Source organism: Mesorhizobium sp. WSM4828 (genome assembly GCF_055811175.1).
In genome coordinates, this window is the sequence record NZ_JBVVQK010000005.1 from 85,054 (window position 1) to 103,134 (window position 18,081).

General features: G+C 62.8%; 14 protein-coding genes. 6 read left to right on the top strand and 8 right to left on the bottom strand.

The genetic code is table 11. The annotated features are described in order from the left end of the window. Positions 1 to 15: 15 nt before the first annotated feature. Positions 16 to 2,601, bottom strand: a complete 2,586-nt coding sequence (locus tag AC0L2X_RS08110) for a GcvT family protein (RefSeq protein WP_473556721.1) — start codon at positions 2,599 to 2,601, stop codon at positions 16 to 18. 136 nt (positions 2,602 to 2,737) lie between these two features. Next, a complete protein-coding gene (locus tag AC0L2X_RS08115) occupies positions 2,738 to 4,315 on the bottom strand; it encodes a trimethylamine methyltransferase family protein (protein ID WP_473556718.1) in 1,578 nt (525 codons plus the stop codon). Between the two features lie 210 nt (positions 4,316 to 4,525). Between AC0L2X_RS08115 and AC0L2X_RS08120 the strand changes: the two genes are divergently transcribed. After that, the gene (locus AC0L2X_RS08120) at positions 4,526 to 5,686 is read left to right on the top strand and encodes an MFS transporter (RefSeq protein ID WP_473556717.1); all 1,161 of its coding nucleotides are present in this window, start codon (positions 4,526 to 4,528) and stop codon (positions 5,684 to 5,686) included. A gap of 24 nt (positions 5,687 to 5,710) precedes the next feature. On the opposite strand, the gene AC0L2X_RS08125 is transcribed toward AC0L2X_RS08120, so the two are convergent. After that, on the bottom strand, positions 5,711 to 6,283 hold the full coding sequence (locus tag AC0L2X_RS08125) for a hypothetical protein (RefSeq protein WP_473556714.1): 573 nt from the start codon (positions 6,281 to 6,283) through the stop codon (positions 5,711 to 5,713). A gap of 99 nt (positions 6,284 to 6,382) precedes the next feature. Here AC0L2X_RS08125 and AC0L2X_RS08130 point away from each other — a divergent pair, with 99 nt between their 5' ends. The 3 genes from AC0L2X_RS08130 to AC0L2X_RS08140 all read left to right on the top strand — a co-directional run bounded on the left by AC0L2X_RS08130 (position 6,383) and on the right by AC0L2X_RS08140 (position 11,487). Next, positions 6,383 to 8,458: a prolyl oligopeptidase family serine peptidase gene (locus AC0L2X_RS08130; protein ID WP_473556713.1), complete on the top strand. Its 2,076-nt coding sequence runs from the start codon at positions 6,383 to 6,385 to the stop codon at positions 8,456 to 8,458. Between the two features lie 240 nt (positions 8,459 to 8,698). Then, positions 8,699 to 10,078, top strand: coding sequence for an aspartate aminotransferase family protein (locus AC0L2X_RS08135; RefSeq protein WP_473556711.1), 1,380 nt, complete (start codon positions 8,699 to 8,701; stop codon positions 10,076 to 10,078). Positions 10,079 to 10,662: 584 nt separating this feature from the next. After that, a complete protein-coding gene (locus AC0L2X_RS08140) occupies positions 10,663 to 11,487 on the top strand; it encodes a methyltransferase domain-containing protein (RefSeq protein ID WP_473556709.1) in 825 nt (274 codons plus the stop codon). Between the two features lie 359 nt (positions 11,488 to 11,846). Here the strand turns inward: AC0L2X_RS08140 and mmsB are convergent, their stop codons facing one another. Genes mmsB through AC0L2X_RS08155 form a run of 3 tightly spaced genes read right to left on the bottom strand, consistent with a single transcriptional unit; the run spans position 11,847 to position 14,339 of the window. Further along, positions 11,847 to 12,731 carry a 3-hydroxyisobutyrate dehydrogenase gene (mmsB, locus tag AC0L2X_RS08145; RefSeq protein WP_473556707.1) on the bottom strand — a complete coding sequence of 295 codons (885 nt, stop codon included), beginning with the start codon at positions 12,729 to 12,731 and terminating at the stop codon, positions 11,847 to 11,849. A 49-nt stretch (positions 12,732 to 12,780) separates the two neighbouring features. Then, complete coding sequence (locus AC0L2X_RS08150) at positions 12,781 to 13,149, bottom strand: four helix bundle protein (RefSeq protein ID WP_473556705.1); 369 nt, start codon at positions 13,147 to 13,149, stop codon at positions 12,781 to 12,783. 23 nt (positions 13,150 to 13,172) lie between these two features. Further along, the gene (locus AC0L2X_RS08155; protein WP_473556703.1) at positions 13,173 to 14,339 is read right to left on the bottom strand and encodes an isobutyryl-CoA dehydrogenase; all 1,167 of its coding nucleotides are present in this window, start codon (positions 14,337 to 14,339) and stop codon (positions 13,173 to 13,175) included. A gap of 151 nt (positions 14,340 to 14,490) precedes the next feature. Here AC0L2X_RS08155 and AC0L2X_RS08160 point away from each other — a divergent pair, with 151 nt between their 5' ends. Together AC0L2X_RS08160 and AC0L2X_RS08165 are read left to right on the top strand one after the other, a co-directional pair. Beyond that, positions 14,491 to 15,105 carry a dimethylsulfonioproprionate lyase family protein gene (locus tag AC0L2X_RS08160; protein WP_473556701.1) on the top strand — a complete coding sequence of 205 codons (615 nt, stop codon included), beginning with the start codon at positions 14,491 to 14,493 and terminating at the stop codon, positions 15,103 to 15,105. A gap of 1 nt (position 15,106) precedes the next feature. Continuing rightward, positions 15,107 to 16,576, top strand: a complete 1,470-nt coding sequence (locus AC0L2X_RS08165) for a cobyric acid synthase (RefSeq protein ID WP_473556699.1) — start codon at positions 15,107 to 15,109, stop codon at positions 16,574 to 16,576. Here AC0L2X_RS08165 and AC0L2X_RS08170 read toward each other — a convergent pair. Both AC0L2X_RS08170 and AC0L2X_RS08175 read right to left on the bottom strand, forming a co-directional pair. Then, positions 16,573 to 16,995: a VOC family protein gene (locus AC0L2X_RS08170; RefSeq protein WP_473556697.1), complete on the bottom strand. Its 423-nt coding sequence runs from the start codon at positions 16,993 to 16,995 to the stop codon at positions 16,573 to 16,575. The two genes, AC0L2X_RS08165 and AC0L2X_RS08170, sit on opposite strands and share 4 nt — an antisense overlap. Before the next feature lie 72 nt (positions 16,996 to 17,067). Then, positions 17,068 to 17,895 (bottom strand): helix-turn-helix domain-containing protein, encoded by an 828-nt coding sequence (locus AC0L2X_RS08175; protein ID WP_473556695.1) that lies wholly within the window; start codon positions 17,893 to 17,895, stop codon positions 17,068 to 17,070. Positions 17,896 to 18,081 lie beyond the last annotated feature (186 nt).

Sequence of the window (18,081 nt, forward strand, 5' to 3'; positions counted from 1 at the left end):
ACCGGCTGGCTGCGCCTACGTCCTCATCTTTTCGCCGCTCGGGTCGAAGGGCGGCTCGACATTGATGCGTGCCGGCCGCCGGTGTCCAAGAATTTCGACTTCGAACAGCCCGGCGCTCTCGTTCTCGGCAAGCGCTGCCGGTACATAGCCTTGCGCCATCGACTTCTCGACATAATGCGCATAGCCGCCGGAGGTGACCCAGCCGACCACGCGCCAGTCGCCGTCGACAATGCCGCGCACGGCAGACGCGCCTTCGGCGGCGTTCGAGCCGCGCACTTCGTTACCGCCCGCGTCGAAGCGTGGCGCGCCATAGCCATGCGGCTTTTCCACGGTGCCGTAATCCTTGCCGCCGACCTTGGCCCAGATCGGCTCGTCGCCCATGACGTCCGCATCCGCTGCATCGACGACAAAGGAAACGCGGCGCAGCTTCGGCCCCGCCGCCTGTTCCCTGGCTGCTGCCTCACGGCCGATGAAATCGTTCTTCTCCAGCTTGATAAAGCGGTCCATCGAGCCCTCGAACGGTCCGTAGATCGGACGTAGCTCGCGGAACCAGGTCGGGAAGTTCTTCTCAAGGCGCATAGAGAGCAAAGCCCGCATGCCGAAATCGATCAGGCCAAACTCTTCGCCAGCCTCCTTGATCGCCTTGTAGACCAGACGCTGGTAGGCAGGCGCCATCCAGATCTCATAGCCGAGGTCGCCGGTGTAGGTGATCCGGTTGACCATGCAAGGCGCGCCGCCGACCGCCATCTCGCGGAAATCCATGAAACGGAAGGCCTTGGTCGAGATGTCGACATCGACCAGTTTCTGCAGCAGGTCGCGCGATTTCGGCCCGGCGATCGAGAGACCGACCAGCGTCTGGTCGAAGCGGTGGATGCGGATGCTTCCATCCTTTGGCAGATGCTTCTCGAACCAGCGCATGTGGTATTTTTGCGCTGCCGAAGAACCCCAGATCATGAAGCGTTCTTCCCCAGCCCTTGGGTCCGCCTTGGCGATGGTGAAGTCGCCGATCAGTCTGCCGAACTCGTTCAGCATCGGCGTCAGCACGATGCGGCCGGTCTTCGGCATGCGATTGGTCATCAGCCGGTTGAGAAAGTCCTCAGCCCCTGGTCCGGAGACTTCGTATTTGGCGAAGTTTGCGATCTCTGTGACGCCGACACTCTCCCGGGTGGCCCGCACTTCCTCACCGATCGGGCCAAAATCGTTGGAACGGTGGAAGGACACGACGTCCTTCGGCTCCGAACCTTTCGGCGCGAACCAGAGCGGGGTTTCGAGACCCCAGCTATCGCCCATGACGGCATTGTTGGCGATCATCGTGTCGTAAAGCGGGGTCGTCTGCGCTGGTCTTGCCGCCGGCAATTCCTCGTTGGGAAAGCGGATCGAGAACCGGCGTGAATAATTTTCGCGCACCTTTGCGTTCGTATAGCGCAGCGTTGCCCATTCGCCGAAGCGCGCAACGTCCATGCCCCAGACGTCGAAGCCGGGGTCGCCATGGACCATCCAGTTCGACAGCGCCAGGCCGACGCCGCCGCCCTGGCTGAAGCCGGCCATGACGGCGCAGGCGCACCAGAAATTGGTCAGGCCCTGCACCGGGCCAACCAGCGGGTTCCCGTCGAGCGCGAAGGTGAAGGGGCCGTTGATGATCTGCTTGATGCCGGCCTTTTCGATGCCGGGGAAATGCTTGAAGCCGATCTCGAGCGACGGCGCGATGCGGTCGATGTCGGGCTGCAGCAGTTCGTGGCCGAAATCCCACGGCGTGTTGACCGGCGACCACGGCTTGCAGGCTTTTTCATAGGTGCCGAGCAGGATGCCGTTGCGCTCCTGGCGGGTATAGATCTCGCCCTTGAAGTCCAGCACGCCGATCATTTCGCGGCCAGTCGACTTGTTGAATTCCTCGACCTCCGGCATCGGCTCGGTCAGGAGATACATGTGCTCCATGGCCAGCACCGGCAATTCGACGCCGACCATGCGGCCGATCTCGCGCGCCCACAGGCCGCCGCAGTTGACGACATGCTCGGCTTTGACCGTGCCTTGCTCGGTGACGACGTTCCAGGTGCCATCGACCTCCTGCGTCAGTTCGACGACGCGGTTGCGCAGCACGATCTCGGCGCCCAGCCTCCTGGCCGCCTTGGCATAGGCGTGTGTGGTGCCGGAAGGATCGAGATGGCCCTCGACTGGATCCCACATGGCGCCGACGAAATTCGTCTCGTCCATCAGCGGGAACATCGCCTTGGCTTCGGACGGCGTGATCAGTTCGGTGTCCATTCCGAGATAGCGGCCCTTGGCGTGGGCGAGCCGCAGGAAGTCCATGCGCTCGGGCGTGTCGGCCATCATCACGCCGCCGGTCAGGTGCAGCGAGCAGGATTGGCCGGAAATCTCCTCGATCTCCTTGTAAAGCTGCACCGTATAGGCCTGCAGCTTGGCGACGTTGGGATCTCCGTTCAGCGTATGGAAGCCGCCCGCTGCATGCCAGGACGAGCCGGAGGTGAGCTCCGAACGCTCGATCAGCATGATGTCGGTCCAGCCAGCCTTGGCAAGATGATAGAGCACCGAGCAGCCAACGACCCCGCCGCCGATGACAACCGCTTTTGCATGAGATTTCATGAAGATAGTTCCGTTTTTGAAGAGATTGAATCGAGTGAGCGGGGCGCGAAAACAAAGCGAAGATCGGATACGGCGATGTTTCCGGCCAGCCTGCCATCAAGACGAAGTGGGGGTCGACTGTTCATCAAACCAATGATCAAAAATCGGTCGGCGCGCCGCCTTCAGCCCGGCGCTTGTCGACGAAGGCGTTGAGCTCCTCGCGGATTGCCTGATCCATGTAAGGCTCTTCATAGGACGCCAGCCGTTCCTTCCAGATGCGATTGGCCTTTTCGAGCGCGGTCGGCGATCCGGCCTCCGCCCAACTCTCGAAATTGCGCCAGTCGGAAATGATTGGCGCGTAAAACGCGGTTTTGTAGCGGTCCTGCGTGTGCTGGGTGCCGAAGAAATGGCCGCCGGGGCCGACCGACTGGATGGCGTCGAAACCGAGCGCTTCCTCGGAAAGATCGAGCGGCGTCAGGAACTCGGCGACCATCTGCAACAGGTCTATATCGAGGATGGTCTTTTCGTAGGAGCAGCGCAGGCCGCCTTCGAGCCAGCCGGCCGCATGCATCATCAGATTGCCGCCACCCTGGATGGCGCCCCACAGCGAAAACACGCTTTCATAGGCGGCTTGCGCATCGACCGTGTTAGCGGCGCAGGTGTTTGAGGTGCGGTAGGGGATGTTGTAGCGGCGGGCGAGCTGGCCGCCGACCAGCTGCGCCTTCATATATTCCGGCGTGCCGAAGGCCGGCGCGCCGGACTTCATGTCGACATTCGAGGTGAAGCCGCCGTAGCCGACAGGCGCGCCCTTGCGCACCATCTGCGCAAAGGCGATGCCGGACAGCGCCTCGGCATTTTGTTGCACCAGCGCGCCGGCAATCGTCACCGGCGCCATGGCGCCGGACAGGGTGAACGGCGTCACGATGACCACCTGACCCTTGCTCGACATCTGGATAATGCCTTCCATCATCGGCAGGTCGAGCTTGAGCGGTGAATTGGTGTTGATGATGGTGAATACCGACGGCTCTGCGAGCAACTGCTCATGGCTGATGCCGCGCGCGATCCTGGTGATCTCGATGCCGTCGACGTTGCGTTCCTTGCCGAGCGAATAGATGTGGAACATCTTGTCGGTCAGCGTGGCGAGGTCACGGATGCATTCGAGGTGGCGTACGGACGGATGGATGTCGATCGGCTCGACCGGATAGCCGCCCGTGCAGTTCAATATGTTGTGCATCTGCGCAAGCTTGAGGAAGTTGCGGTAGTCCTGCTGGTTGCCTGGCCGGCGGCCGCGGTCGACGTCTGAGCAATTGGGTGCCGACGCCATCATCGAGATGATCAGATTATCGCCGCCGAAGCGTACATTGTGCGCCGGATTGCGGGCGTGGATGGTGAATTCCGGCGGGCAATGGGCAACCAGTTCCAGGATCATGTCGCTGTCGAAGCGCACCCGCTCGCTGCCTTCGCGGACATCGGCGCCATGCGCCTTCATGATGCGCCGGGCTTCGTCATGCAGCACGTCGACGCCGATTTCCCTGAGCACGCGCAGAGAGGCGAGATGGATGGATTCCAGCTCGTCGTCGGAAACCAGCCGGGTCGGTGCCAGCGGGTTCTTCAACTGCCGAAACGGCGGCTGCTCGAACGCCGCCGATCCGCCGGCACGCTTCCCCGCGCGGCCGCCGCGACGGACGCGGTCGTTTGCCAGTGCCGGTTCGGCGGGCTGAAGGGCGGCGGTCATGATAGTCCTCGTACGCTGCGGCAATGCGGCGGCATAATGGACTGTCGGCCGTCCGGCCATTGCGGAGGCGGCGACCACTAGGACGAGGGAAGCGACATGCCCTGGGGGCAGCCGGCGGGATCGCCAGCCTCTTGATCGCGTTCCGGCTGGCGCAAGCGGTTTTCGTTGCCGGTGCTTACCGCGACGGAACCGAAACGCTAATCCTCCATCATGGACCGGGCGGAACAAAGCAGCGGCGAAATAGGGCAATGGGCGGCGATCACCGGCGTGATCGCCACCGTCTCGGTGTTCGCCATCGCGCAAGGGCTGAGCTATCCGCTGTTGAGCTTCATCCTGCAGCGCCAGGGCGTCTCGCCGGCGATGATCGGCCTGTCGGCGGCAATGACGCCGATCGGCTTCATCGTCTCTTCGCCGCTGGTTCCGGCGCTGGCGCGGCGTTTCGGGGCAGGGCGCACCGCGCTTACTTGCGCGGCACTTTCCGCGCTGGTGCTGGCGCTGATCGGCTGGACGCAAAATGTCTATCTGTGGTTTCCGCTGCGCTTTTTGATCGGCGCCGTCACCAACCCGCTCTACGTGCTGAGCGAAGTCTGGGTGATCGCACTGGCGCCGCCGGCACGCCGCGGCCGCGTCATGGGCATCTATTCGACGATCATTTCGGCGGGCTTTGCGGCGGGGCCGCTGTGCCTGCTTGCCGTCGGCACCGAGGGATGGCCGCCGTTTCTGGTCGGCATCGGCGCATTCCTGTTTTGCGGCGCCTGCCTGGCCTCTGTGCTGGCACGGCTGCCGAGGGTCGACGAGAGCGGACACCGGGTTTCGGTGCTGGGGTTCGTGCCGCAGGCTTGGCTGTTGTTATCGGCGGTGATCGTGGCCGCCGGTTTTGAACAGGCGGTGCTCGCCTTGCTGCCGGTCTATGGAACGCATTACGGCATCGCCGAAGCGCGCATGTCGGCGCTGCTTTCAGTGATGATCGCCGGCAATATCGCTATGCAGGTGCCGCTCGGCTTGCTGGCGGAGCGGCTGACGGCGCGGCTGGTGCGGTTCATCTGTGTTTCGGTGACGGTGCTCGGATGCGTGCTGCTGCCGGTTCTCATCGAGACGCCGCTGATATGGCCGTGCGTCTTCATCTGGGGCGCGGTTTCCTACGGCATTTACACGATGTCGATCATCGAACTCGGCGAGCGGTTCACCGGCTCGGCACTGGTCGCCGGCAACGCCGCCTTCTCGCTGATGTGGGGCGTCGGCGGCATCGCCGTGCCGCCGCTGGCGGGCAGCGCCATGGATGTTGTTGGCGCCGGCGGCCTGCCAATGACGCTCGGTGCCATTTGCCTGGCGCTGGCGACTACAACCGTCATGCGGCGGCGGATGGTGTGAGATTCCGACCGGATGCTGAGATCCTCAATTGTCTTGCCGCCTGAAGACCGCCCAGAGGTCACAGTCGGCGTGGCGTTCTTCGGGATGCGTCTTGTGCAGCAATTCCTGAATCTCAACGGCGCGATCAAAGTCGTCTATCAGCCCAACGCAGGATAGCTCTTCGTTGGCGAAGACGTCGGGGAAACCACCGCAATTGGTCAATGCGCTGATGTCGACGTTCTTGTCGAGCAGATCATAGCCGATGAAGGTGAACTCGTCCCAAGCGAATGAGCGCAGATCCGCCGAAGGACTTCGGATTACGCCAAGGATGTTAAGGTTGCTCGTATCGGTCAATTGCGAACGCAAAAACTCCAGATCCACGAAGAAATCCAGCATGAAATCTTCGTTCACGATGTAGGGCCAGTAGCTATCCTTTATCTCCCCAAGTGCGGTCGGGCACAGCATGCCGTCGAGAGAGACGACCTCTGTCAATTGGGTGAGGCCCGACCACTCCATGTATTTGTCCCATCCCGTGCCATGGGATGGATCAAACTTCTCAGTCGCAATGTACAGACGTTGCATGAGGTTCCTCGCAGTCCATGCAGAGAGCCTTGTCATGGCAATCTCCGACCATTCGTATTTACGTGTTCCGGTTGAATGTCGGTAGCGCCATGCCGATGTTTGTGGCACCGAGCCTGACGAATTTTTGGAGACCGCATGACCAAGCCGATCACTCAAAAGCAGCCAGGTTCAGCCGGCGAGACAAAAGACCCCTTTCTCTGGCTGGAGGACAGACGAGGCAAGCAGGCCCTCGACTGGGTGCATCGCCAAAATGCGATCACGGTCGGGGAGCTGCAGGGTGATCCGTCCTATCGGACGTCGTTCGAGACGGCGCTCGACCTGATGACGGCCGAGGATAACATCGCCGTCGGGGCCGCTATCAACGGCTATGTCTATAATTTCTGGCAGGACCGGACGAACGTACTCGGCCTCTGGCGGCGCACCACGGTCGCCTCCTACAAGACCGACAAGCCGGAATGGCAGACGATCATCGACTTCGACAGTCTGGCGGCGAAAGAGGGGGTGAAATGGGTGTTCAGCGGCGCCAGCCGACTTTACCCCGACTTCAGCCGCTGCCTGCTCAGCCTGTCGCCGGATGGCGGCGATGCCAGCGAGATGCGCGAATTCGATATCGAAAGCAGATCGTTCGTCGATGGCGGCTTTCGCGCTCCTGCCTCGAAATCGAGCTTTAGCTGGCTGGACGAGGATACAGTCATCGTTTCCGCCGCCTTCGAGGAGGACGACAAGACCCAGTCCGGTTATCCGCGCGTGGTCAAGCTTTGGCGGCGCGGCGCGCCACTGGAAGCGGCGATGCCGATCTTCGAGGCGCTGAAGCAGGATCTTGCCGCCGGCGGGTCCGTCGAATTCGACGGCGACAAGCGTCATGTCTTCCTCGTCCGGACCATCGACTTCTTCGCCTCGCACAGTTTCCTGCGGCTGCCTTCCGGCGAAAACAGGCGGATCCCGTTGCCGGACGACGCCACCGATACAGCGCTGTTCAAGGGCCAGTTCGTCTTCGGCGTGCGTACCCCATGGACGGCGCCGGACGGCACGCTGTGCAAGCCCGACGGGCTCTATTCACTCGATTTCGAGCGCTGGATCGAAACCGGGCTATTCGGATCCCTCGATACCGTGCTCGAGCCGGCGCACCGTGTCTCGATCGCCGGTATTGCCCGCACGCAGGACCGGCTGTTCATCAATTTGATGGACAATGTGCGCGGCAAGGTCGTTGCCGGCGCGCGCAGCGACAGCGGCTGGGAGTTCAAGCCCGTGGCGTTGCCCGAAAACGGCAATGTCGGCATCAGCCATGCCGAGCATTTCGGTTCCAGCGTCTCCTTTTCCTTCACCGATTTCCTGACGCCGAGCTCGATCATCTGGTCGGACGACAATGCGGCGACGCTGGCAGCGGTGAAATCGCAGCCGGCGCGCTTCGATGCGTCGTCCCTGGTCTCCGAACAGTTCGAGGCACGCTCGAAGGATGGCACGATGATCCCTTATTTCGTCGTCAGGCGGCGCGACTTGCATGGACCCGTGCCGACATTGCTTTACGGCTACGGCGGCTTCGAAGTGCCGCTGCTGCCCGGCTATGCCGGCGTGCGCGGCAGGCTGTGGCTGGAGAAGGGCAATGCCTATGTGCAGGCCAACATCCGCGGCGGTGGCGAGTTCGGCCCGAACTGGCATCAGGCGGCGCTCAAGGCCAATCGCCAGAATGCCTTCGACGATTTCGCCGCCGTGGCGCAAGATCTGGTCAAACGCGGCATCGCCACACCGGCCACGCTGGGCATCCAGGGCGGATCGAATGGTGGCTTGCTGACCGGCGTCTCGCTGACCCAGCACCCGGAATTGTTCGGCGCGGTGATCATCGACGTGCCGCTGCTCGATATGCTGCGCTACACCGAACTGCCGCCCGGCGCGTCATGGATGGCCGAGTATGGCGATCCGGCGAAACCGGAAGAGGCTTCCTGGCTCGCCGCCTATTCGCCCTACCAGCATGTAGACACGGATGCAGCCTATCCGCCGGTGTTGCTGACGACCTCGACCGCCGACGATCGTGTCCATCCCGGGCATGCCCGCAAGATGGCGGCACGGCTGCAGGCGGCCGGCCACGGCAAGACGCTGTTCTTCGAGGAGACCGAGGGCGGCCATGGTGGACGCGGCGATCGGCGGCCGCAGGCCACACAGGCGGCGATGAAGTACGTCTTCCTGCAACGGGCCCTGACTGGCACCAATTGACCGGCGTCGCTTGACCGGCACGGCTTGAACTGAGGGCTCGAGGCAGCCTAAGGTGCATGCATGGCTCGGCTGGCGAAATCGGGTTGCGCATTTGGGGTCGCGGTGACGCCGTCGTCGCGCACGCTTCGCGCCGAGCTGTTGCGGCTGTGCGCCCGCATCGGCTATTCGCCGCCCGCTGTCCTCTGACGAATCCGCCCCGGCGCGAAAGCAGCCGGATTGGTTCAAGAGGAAAGACCAGATATGACCTACCAGAATTATTCGCTGAAGCAGCTTCAGCAGATCGATGCCGCGCATCACCTTCATCCGTTCACCGACCACAAAGAGATGCGCGAGACCGGCTCGCGGATCATCACCCACGCCAACGGGCCGTTCATCTACGATGCCGAAGGGACGGAAATCCTCGACGGCATGGCCGGGCTGTGGTGCGTCAATGTCGGCTATGGCCGCGACGAGCTGGCCGACGCCGCCTACGCCCAGATGAAGGAATTGCCCTACTACAACTCCTTCTTCAAATGCTCGACGCCGACGCCGGTTCTGCTGTCGAAAAAGCTGGCGGAGATCGCGCCAAGGCACATCAACCAGGTGTTCTACGGCTCGTCCGGTTCGGAGGCCAACGACACGGCGCTGCGTCTGGTCCGTCACTATTGGGTGCTGGAAGGCAGGCCCGAGAAGAACCGCATCATCTCGCGCAAGATGGGCTACCACGGCTCGACCATCGCCGGCGCCTCGCTCGGCGGCATGGATTTGATGCACAAGCAGCTCGGCGGCGCCGTGCCCAACATCGTCCATGTAATGATGCCCTATGCCTATGAGCTGGCACTGCCCGGCGAAAGCGACCATGATTTCGGCCTGCGCGCGGCAAAGGCCGTCGAGGACGCCATACTCGAAGCCGGCGCCGACAAAGTGGCCGCCTTTATCGGCGAGCCGGTGATGGGGGCGGGCGGGGTGAAGATCCCGCCGATGAGCTATTGGCCGGAGGTGCAGCGCATCTGCCGCAAATACGATGTCCTGCTGATGCTGGACGAGGTCATCACCGGCTATGGCCGCACCGGCGAGTGGTTCGCGGCACAAGCCTTCGATGTCGAGCCCGACACCATCACCACGGCCAAGGCGCTGACCTCCGGCTATCAGCCACTGTCGGCGCTGCTGGTCGGCGACCGCATCGCGGCGACGCTGGTCGAAAAGGGCGGCGAATTCTATCACGGCTACACCTATGCCGGGCACCCGGTGGCCTGCGCGGTGGCGCTGAAGAACCTCGAGATCATCGAGCGCGAGGGTCTGGTCGAGCGCGTCAGGAACGACACCGGGCCTTACTTCGCCAGGGCTTTGCAGGAACGTCTCGGCGGGCACGACCTGGTCGGCGAGGTGCGCTCGTTCGGGCTGATGGGAGCGATCGAGATCGTCAAGGACAAGGCAACCAAGGAGCGCTTCCTGCCGGCCGGCAGCGCGGCGGTGATGGTTCGCGACCACGCGGTTGCGCAAGGGATGATGCTGCGCGCCACCGGCGACACGATGATCCTGTCACCGCCGCTGATCTGGACGCGCGAGACGATCGACATGGCCTGCGACCGCATCGCGAGGGCGCTCGACCTGGCCGAAGCAGATTTGCGCAAGCGGTAAGATGGAACGATCGCCGGGCGTCCGGTAATCGGGCGCCCGGAGTTTGAATGCCGCTTTATGGCGAAGAGTTCGCCAGGCGAGGCTGTTGGCGGTATCGACGACCACGCGTGATCACTGGCCCGCCTTGACACCGATGACGTGCCCCTTCGCGTCAGTGACCAACCTCCCTTTCGATTGGTCCAAGATCACAACTATGTTGCCGAAAGGATCGCGGACACGGGCGCACCGTCCGACCGCGATCTCGAATGGCGGTTGCACAGTCTCACCGCCGGCGGCCAAGAATTCCTCAAACGCGTTGTCCACGCTATCGACCAGAGACGTGTTCTGTCGACTTCAACAAGTGATCCGAAAGGCCGATGGTTCCTCGGTTTGGATTCGGCTGTGGACGGAATGTTGCCATTCGTCTCGTCGATGGAAACGAGCAGCAGTAAAGGTCTCGTTAGGGTGGCGGGCGGATCGTCCTAGCGATCTGCTCTGTATCCATGTTTCCCGGTCCGGTTGCTAGTCGACAGACACGTGCTTTAAGATGGCTGCTTGAAGCGCCGATCGGCCCGTTGCCCGAACGGCTGGTCCGGGAGGGCGCAATGGCCCAGCAAGAGCAGTGGCAGCTGGAAGGCAGCGCTGCGGAACTCTACGAGCGCTATCTGGTCCCGGCAATCACAGCCCAGTGGGCTGCCGACCTTTTGGATCGTGCTGCGCCTCAATCTGGTGAGCGGATTCTGGACGTAGCTTGCGGCACCGGCGTGGTGGCACGCTCGGCGGCCGAGCGTATGGGAAATGGGCAGGTCGTCGGCCTCGACATCAACACGGGCATGCTTGCCGTTGCTCGCTCGCTCCCGAGAGGTGCTGGACCGCGTATCGACTGGCACGAGGGAAGCGCGCTCGAAATGCCGTTTCCTGACTCCACCTTTGATTTGGTTCTTTGCCAGCTCGGACTGCAGTTTTTTCCGGACCGATCGAGTGCGCTACGTGAGATGTTCCGGGTTCTGGTGCCTGACGGCCGACTGGTCTTAAACGTTTTCAGCGCTATCGAGCACACTCCCGCGGCAAAGGCGTTGGCGGATGCCTTGGATCGACACCTCGGTCCGGGCGCTTCGGCAACGAAACGGTCCGAGCATTCACTCGCCGATGCGGACGAGCTTTACCGATTGGTGGCCGGGGCGGGATTTCGTCAGGTGACCATCCACACGACGACACAGAACATCCGGTTCCCCTCGTCAAAGCAATATGTGCGATTACAGCTGGCAGCGACTCCGCAGGCTGGGCTGGTCAGCGGAATGGAGGCCGGACATCGGGACGCCGTCATCGCAGCGATCACGGCTGATCTCAGTTCTTCGCTGGCAATCTATTCAACTGGAGGGGAGCTGATATTCCCCCAAGAGGCTCACGTCTTACTCGCACGCAAGTAGCGCAGCTGACGCGTCGGTCGTCAACGTAGGTCAGGACCGCCGCCACGAGGCCGACGATCATCTGGAGTCGCGCCAGGGCGATCGCCTTGTCCTTGAAGAATGCGAAACGCAAAAACCGCGCTCCATCGGAACGCGGCTTTGCCAGATACGCATGGCGCTTCGCCAACAATACACTTGCGAAACTTACGGCGAAACTTACGGGCTCCGGTACGCGAGACCTGATCCGGAGCGCCGGGCGGATGTCCGCCTCGCAATCCGTTTTAAACGCACATCGTTACTGCAGGGTTAGCAAGAGCTTAAGCAAACCTAAATTTGCCGACTTTCCGCTTTGGGCAGATCGAAAACTACGAAATTGGAGCTTACGCCGGGTCACCGCGCAGGAAATTGATGATGCCGGAAAAGTCGGCGCCGGCATTTCCCTGTGCGTTGAACAACGCATAGAGCTGGGCTGCCTCGGCGCCGAGCGGCGTTGCCGCACCGACGCTCTGTGCGGCCTCCTGCGACAGTTTCAAATCCTTCAGCATCAGCGCCGCTGCGAACCCAGGCTTATAGCCATTGTTGGCGGGCGATGTCGGCACCGGGCCGGGCACCGGGCAGTAGGTGGTCAGCGACCAGCACTGGCCGGACGAGGTCGAGGCGACGTCGAACAGCGCCTGGTGCGACAGGCCAAGCTTTTCCGCCAGCACGAAGGCCTCGGCAACACCGATCATCGAAATGCCCAAAATCATGTTGTTGCAGATCTTCGCCGCCTGTCCGGCGCCGTCGTCGCCGCAATGAACGATGCGGCCGGCCATCGGCTTGAGGATTGGTTCGGCCTTGGCGAAGGCGTCCTTCGAACCGCCGGCCATGAAGGTCAGCGTGCCGGCCGCCGCACCGCCGGTGCCGCCGGAAACCGGCGCGTCGATCGTCAGCAACCCGTGCTTGGCGGCGATGGCATGGGCCTTTCGGGCCGACTCGACGTCGATGGTGGAGGAATCGATGAACAGCGCGCCTTTTTTCGCCTTGGCCGCGATGTCTGCGTAAACCGACAGGACATGCTTGCCCGCCGGCAGCATGGTGATGACCGCATCGGCATCCTTCACCGCTGCAACGGCATTGGCCATGATGACGACGCCGTGTTCTCTGGCGATGACGAGGTTTTCCGGCACCAGGTCGAAGCCGTGCACGGCATACCCGGCCTTGACCAGATTGGCGGCCATCGGATTGCCCATATTGCCGAGGCCGATGAAGGCGATGGTGGTCATAATGGCGCTCCGTGGTTTAGTAGGCAGTAGGCAGTAGGCAGTAGGCGACCTATTCGGGCGCAAGTTTGCTAATAAGTTGGCGAAGCATTTTTCCGATGCCCTCGGTTGCTAAAAGCACGTGATAAGCTTGATCATGCGTAGCAAGGCCAATGCGTTCACCGATCTGGAGGTGCGTCTCGAACTCCTTCAGCGACCCCTGCGCTATCCTGAGAAATTGCTGATAGGAGCCTCTGTTGTCTCGGCCATAACCTTCCGCGATGTTTGCAGGAATAGAGGTTGCCGAGCTGCGGATTTGGCTGGTCAACCCATACAATTCCTCTTTTGGCCATGCCTTGGTCAGGGAGTAGGTTGTGACGGCCAGATCCATCGCCTGCTGCCATACGATAAGATCCTTATACGAATTGATCTTGCCGGTCATCTTTCTGCCTACTGCCTACTGCCTTAACGTCCGATCAGCGCGCGTGCGATGATGACGCGCATGATTTCGTTGGTGCCTTCGAGGATTTGGTGGACGCGCAGGTCGCGAACCAGCTTCTCGATGCCGTAATCGTGCAGATAGCCGTAGCCGCCATGCAGTTGCAGGGCGTCGTTGGCGACGTTGAAGCCGGTATCGGTGACGAAGCGCTTGGCCATTGCCGACCATTTCGAGGCATCCGGCGCCTTGCAGTCGAGCTTCGAGGCGGCGGTGTAGAGGAAGATGCGCGCTGCCTGCAGTTCGGTCTCCATGTCGGCGAGTTTGAACTGCAGCGCCTGGAACTCGTTGATCTTCGAGCCGAAAGCCTTGCGCTCGGCGGTGTAGGTGAGCGCCTTGTCGAGCGCCGATTGCGCGCCGCCGAGCGAGCAGGCGGCGATGTTCAGCCGGCCGCCGTCGAGCCCGGCCATGGCGATGCCGAAACCGGCGCCTTCAGCCGACAAAAGATTTTCGGCCGGCACCTTGCAATCCTCGAAGACGACCTGGCGGGTCGACTGCATGTGCCAGCCCATCTTGTGCTCGTTGGCGCCGAAGGACAGGCCGGGCGCGTCCTTCGGCACGACGAAGGTGGAAATGCCCTTCGGTCCGTCGGCGCCGGTGCGCGCCATGACGATGTAGATGTCGCTGTCGCCAGCACCCGAGATGAACTGTTTGGCGCCATTTAGCACATAGTCACTGCCGCTTTTGACCGCGCGCGTCTTCAGCGCCGCCGCATCCGAGCCCGAGCCCGGCTCGGTCAGGCAGTAGCTGGCCAGCCATTCCATCGAGGTCAGCTTCGGCAGGAAGCGGCGGCGCTGCTCGTCGCTGCCGAAGCGGTCGATCATCGATGCCGCCATGTTGTGGATCGAGATGAAGGCGGAAAACGCCGGATCGGCACGCGAAAGCGCCTCGAATATCAACACGGCGTCGAGCCGGCCGAGCCCTGAGCCGCCGACATCGTCGCGGACATAGATGCCGCCAAGGCCGAGCGGGCCTGTCTCGCGGATCACATCGGCGGGGAAATATTTGTTGCGATCCCAGTCGAGTGCGTTCGGCGCCACACGGTCGGCGGCGAAGGCCTCGGCCATCTCCTGGATGGCGCGCTGGTCCTCGTTGAGTTCGAACTGGCTGGTGCCCGCATCGACAGCGGCATCCATGGCGTGCTCCCTGATGTTTCCGGCCTGCTGGCCTGTCGTTTTTGGCTTTGCGCGCCGTCCAATCTAGACCAATGATGCCGCCGCGCAACCCGACCGTCTCGATCTAACTATCTGCGCAGCCGCTGTGCGCGAATGCGCTTTGGAGCAAAGTGTGACGACAAATTTCGACGAACTGCTTGGACGCTTCCAGGCCTATCTCCAGACGTTCGACGATGCGCTGGTGCGCGATGCCGTGGCCCGGATCGGCTGGGCCATGCCGGCGCGTCGGCTCGAGCCGCATCCGATCGCTTGCCTGCACCAGCTCGACCGCATCGTCGAACTCGTTCCCGCTGCCGCCAAGCCGTTGGCGCGGCTGGTTGCGGAGCGTCGTGGCGATCTGCACTGGGGCCAGACCTATGGCGAGGCGGATTTCGGCAGGATTTTCATGGAGAATTATGGCTGGCTGGAGGTGTTCGGCACACGCGGCCATTTCGTCAATGAAGAGGTCGCGGGCGGTCTGCTGATCCTTGGACCCGACATCGTCTACCCCGATCACCACCACGTCGCGGAGGAGATCTACATCCCGCTGACCGGCGGCACCGAATGGCGCATGGGCGATGGCGGTTTTCGCCTTCGAGCGGCGGGCGAGGTGATCCACCATGCCTCTGACGTCAGCCACGCCATGCGCACCGGCAAGGAGCCGCTGCTGGCGCTCTATCTCTGGCGCGGCGGCCCGTTGGCAGCCAAGTCGACGATCACCGCAACCGTTGCGCAGGGCAGGGGCTGACATGGCCAAGGCGATCATGCTGCAGGGCACGGGTTCGGATGTCGGCAAGACGGTGCTCGTCGCCGGGCTGTGCCGCGCGGCTAGGAACCGTGGGCTGAAAGTGCGGCCGTTCAAGCCGCAGAACATGTCGAACAACGCGGCCGTCGCCGATATTCCAGGCGTTTCAGGCGGCGGTGAGATCGGCCGCGCCCAATGGCTGCAGGCGATCGCCTGCGGCGTGCCGCCGACCATCCACATGAACCCGGTGCTGCTCAAGCCGCAAACCGATATCGGCGCTCAAGTCGTCGTGCAGGGCAAGGTGTTCGGCGAGGCGCGGGCGCGCGACTACCAGGCGCTGAAGGGCCGGCTTATGGATGCCGTGCTGGACTCCTGGGCAAAGGTCGGCGAGGGCGCCGATCTGGTCATCGTCGAGGGCGCGGGATCGCCGGCCGAGATCAATCTCAGGAGCCGCGACATTGCCAATATGGGCTTCGCGACGCGCGCCGGCGTGCCGGTGATCCTGGTCGGCGATATCGATCGCGGCGGCGTCATCGCCTCGGTCGCGGGCACCCATCTGATCCTGCCGGACGAGGACCGGCGCATGATCGTCGGTTATCTCATCAACAAGTTCCGCGGCGATGTCTCGCTATTCGACGACGGCATCGAGGCGATCGAAAAGTTCACCGGCTGGCGCTGTTTTGGTGTCGTGCCGTGGCTGAAGGCGGCGGCGCGGCTGCCATCTGAAGATTCCGTTGTGCTCGAACGGCTGGCGTCAGGCGAGAAGCGCGCGCTGAAGGTCGCCGTGCCGGTGCTCTCGCGCATCGCCAATTTCGACGATCTCGACCCGCTCAAGGCCGAACCGCAGGTCGAGGTGGTGTTCGTGCCGCCTGGTGAGCACTTGCCCGAAGATGCGGGTCTGGTGATCATTCCCGGCTCGAAGTCGACGATCGGCGATCTCCTGAAATTCCGCGAGAACGGCTGGGACCGCGACCTTGCCGCGCACAGGAAGCGCGGTGGCCATATCGTCGGCATTTGCGGCGGCTTCCAGATGCTCGGCCATGTCGTGCGCGATCCCGACGGCATCGAGGGCAGCGTTACCGAGACGCAAGGCCTCGGGCTGCTCGACGTCGAAACGGTGATGGACCCGGAAAAGACGGTGCGCAACGTCAGCGCGCGCTCGGTGCAATTCGATCTGCCGCTCGAGGGCTACGAGATCCATCTCGGCCGCACCACCGGTCCAGACACGCTGCGGCCGTCCGCCGTTATCAACGGCATCGATGACGGCGCTATCTCGGCCGACGGCAAGGTGCTGGGCACCTATATGCACGGGCTGTTTTCCGCCGATGCCTTCCGGGCGAAATTCCTCGAAAGCCTCGGCGTCAAGGGCGGCGGCATCGACTACCGCGCCGAGGTCGAACGGGCACTGGACGAGATCGCAGCCGAGCTGGAAACCCACCTCGACTGCGACGCGATTTTCGGGCTGGCGCGTTAGCTGGCGGGCTCGTCAGCCTTCGGCCAGTAGGTGCCGAACGACCAGACGTTGCCTTCCGGATCGCGGCAGATGAATTCGCGGCTGCCATAGTCGCGGTCGGTGAGCTCTTCCAGAATCTCGGCGCCGGCGGTTTTTGCCCGCGCGTATGCCGCGTCGGCGTCAGCGACCGCGACATAGATCGACTTGCCGCCGCCCGAGCCGGGCGCGCCGACCATCTTGCCATAGGCATCGTCGCGGGCCGTGCCGAGCATGATGATCGAGGAGCCGAATGCGAGTTCGGCATGGTGCACCACGTCGCCTTCGCCGTAGCGGGCGTGGACGCTGAAGCCGAAAGCCTCGCACAGCCAGTCGATCATCTTGCCGGCATTTCGGTAGCGCAGCGCCGGGTAAAGCCGCGGTGCTTCGGTGGTGTTCGGCATGGCAATCTCCTTCGCTGTGTTGGTCGATCAACCCAGTCTGGGCGAAGGCCGGTTGCGCGTCTTGAAGAAATGTTACCTCGCGGCGACAGTCGTCGGCGTGACGCCTGCGAGGTCGCGAAACTCGCGCACCAGATGCGCCTGATCGGCATAGCCGCAGTCGGCGGCAATGTCGGCCCAATCGCTGTTGGCCCGTCTCGACAGGCCAAGCGCATGGTTGAAGCGGACAATTCGCGACAGCGTTTTTGGGCCGGTTCCGACCGCGTCCGAAAATTTTCCGTTAAGATGCTTGCGGCTCCAGCCAAGCTTTTCGGCCAGCGTCGAGATGCGGATCCGCCCACGCGTCGAGACGATCGTCTCATAGGCCCAGACCATTTCGGCTTGAGTGCGGCCTGCGGTTGCCAACCGATCGGCGACGAAGACCTCGGCGATGGCGAAGCGTGAGCTCCAATCCGGCGCATTGCCAAGCCTTTCGCGAAGCGCGATGCCTTCGACGCCGAGCACGTCATCCAGGCCGACCATGCGGTCGGTCAGTTCGCTCATCGGCCGGCCGAAGAAGCGACGGGCGCCGAGCGGGGTGAAATTGATCTGCACACAGCAGGCGCCGCCGAAGGATTCGATCACCACCGGGCCGGCATAAAGGCCGGCGGCAAAACTGGCGAAGCGGTCATTGTCGCTCGGGTCCTTGCCGAGCCCGATGGCAAAGGGTTCGGCAAAGCTGATGACCAGCGGCACGGTCAGCGAGGCATATTCGACGGCGCGGAAATGGCCTGGCATGGTTTCGCGAAAGCCGCATATGTCAGTGACGGCGCCCTGAAGCCTATGACCGGGCGCGCGCCGCACCATCTCGAACCGATCGAGCCCTGGGCCGTCGTGGCGGCTGCCGTCTTCGCTGGCGGGCATGTGCTTTCCCTCGTCCAGGAATTCTAACAGACCATCCTGCAGAATCAAAAGCGGCCCGCGTTTTTGCGGGGGCGCCGAGGTGGCGGGGGGTGTTGAATGTGTGGGCGGGTTTTTTTTTAGCCCCGCCGAAAGCCCCCCGCGGGCCGCCCCGAGTTGGGGAGGTCCGCCAAACACCCGGCCTTAAAA

Coding starts and splice junctions, on each gene's coding strand:
- AC0L2X_RS08110 (WP_473556721.1), bottom strand. CDS start 2,601: ATGAAATCTCATGCAAAAGCGGTTGTCATCGGCGGCGGGGTCGTTGGC.
- AC0L2X_RS08115 (WP_473556718.1), bottom strand. CDS start 4,315: ATGACCGCCGCCCTTCAGCCCGCCGAACCGGCACTGGCAAACGACCGC.
- AC0L2X_RS08120 (WP_473556717.1), top strand. CDS start 4,526: ATGGACCGGGCGGAACAAAGCAGCGGCGAAATAGGGCAATGGGCGGCG.
- AC0L2X_RS08125 (WP_473556714.1), bottom strand. CDS start 6,283: ATGACAAGGCTCTCTGCATGGACTGCGAGGAACCTCATGCAACGTCTG.
- AC0L2X_RS08130 (WP_473556713.1), top strand. CDS start 6,383: ATGACCAAGCCGATCACTCAAAAGCAGCCAGGTTCAGCCGGCGAGACA.
- AC0L2X_RS08135 (WP_473556711.1), top strand. CDS start 8,699: ATGACCTACCAGAATTATTCGCTGAAGCAGCTTCAGCAGATCGATGCC.
- AC0L2X_RS08140 (WP_473556709.1), top strand. CDS start 10,663: ATGGCCCAGCAAGAGCAGTGGCAGCTGGAAGGCAGCGCTGCGGAACTC.
- mmsB (WP_473556707.1), bottom strand. CDS start 12,731: ATGACCACCATCGCCTTCATCGGCCTCGGCAATATGGGCAATCCGATG.
- AC0L2X_RS08150 (WP_473556705.1), bottom strand. CDS start 13,149: ATGACCGGCAAGATCAATTCGTATAAGGATCTTATCGTATGGCAGCAG.
- AC0L2X_RS08155 (WP_473556703.1), bottom strand. CDS start 14,339: ATGGATGCCGCTGTCGATGCGGGCACCAGCCAGTTCGAACTCAACGAG.
- AC0L2X_RS08165 (WP_473556699.1), top strand. CDS start 15,107: ATGGCCAAGGCGATCATGCTGCAGGGCACGGGTTCGGATGTCGGCAAG.
- AC0L2X_RS08170 (WP_473556697.1), bottom strand. CDS start 16,995: ATGCCGAACACCACCGAAGCACCGCGGCTTTACCCGGCGCTGCGCTAC.
- AC0L2X_RS08175 (WP_473556695.1), bottom strand. CDS start 17,895: ATGCCCGCCAGCGAAGACGGCAGCCGCCACGACGGCCCAGGGCTCGAT.